The sequence below is a fragment of the Tamlana crocina genome (assembly GCF_012037625.1).
Map to the genome: position 1 here is coordinate 1 of NZ_JAAVJS010000070.1, position 688 is coordinate 688.

Sequence of the window (688 nt, forward strand, 5' to 3'; positions counted from 1 at the left end):
TTTTATTCGGAAAGGAAACGGAAGATTGATTTTTTTCTGAAGTGCCACCTATGGCTGAATATAGCTCATCGAATTGATTACAATGGAATCTGCCGGAGTTTGTTGTCCGGGAAAAACAATAAAGCCTATCTCTTTGGAGTGCTGTGGTACATAACCGATCTGCAACTCTGCCTTGCCTGCAACTTTTCCGTTATCGTAAAGCTCAAAATTAATAATTGCAGCTTCGGCGGTCTTCTCCCCTACATTCTCAACTTCTATCTTATATTTTGTACCTGCGGAATTTGGATCTTCAGAAATACTGACGGTAAGTTCAGGAGGTTTATTATCATTTTTGACAATTCCGAAGCCGAGATAAATTAAGAGTATGATCAATATTACTATACCACTATAAAAAGTGATATTTTCAAGGATATTCCTTTCATTTTTGTTTCCCATATTTTCTACCTGCCAATGATTAATCTTCCCGCCGAAGCTCCCAGTGCTGCCGGTACTCCAAGTACTATGACCTGCGCTACAATAATCCCGGGACCATAGCCCTCTATCCTGTCAAAGAACCACAGCATAATGAAAGATACCAGGAGGGCGGACAAATAACTTATCACTACCAGATTCCAGGTACGTTTTAGATCTGCTTCCTCATGAGAGGTATTCTTAAAGTCTATATATCCTAAAATCATTGTACATAACA

Annotated in this window: 2 protein-coding genes; both read right to left on the reverse strand. The window is 39.2% G+C overall.

From position 1 onward, the window contains the following. Positions 1 to 48: 48 nt before the first annotated feature. Positions 49 to 435, reverse strand: a complete 387-nt coding sequence (locus HC176_RS15650; RefSeq protein ID WP_167919916.1) for a hypothetical protein — start codon at positions 433 to 435, stop codon at positions 49 to 51. 5 nt (positions 436 to 440) lie between these two features. After that, a partial coding sequence (locus tag HC176_RS15655) for a DUF2391 family protein (protein WP_209309737.1) occupies positions 441 to 688 on the reverse strand: 248 nt, incomplete at its 5' end.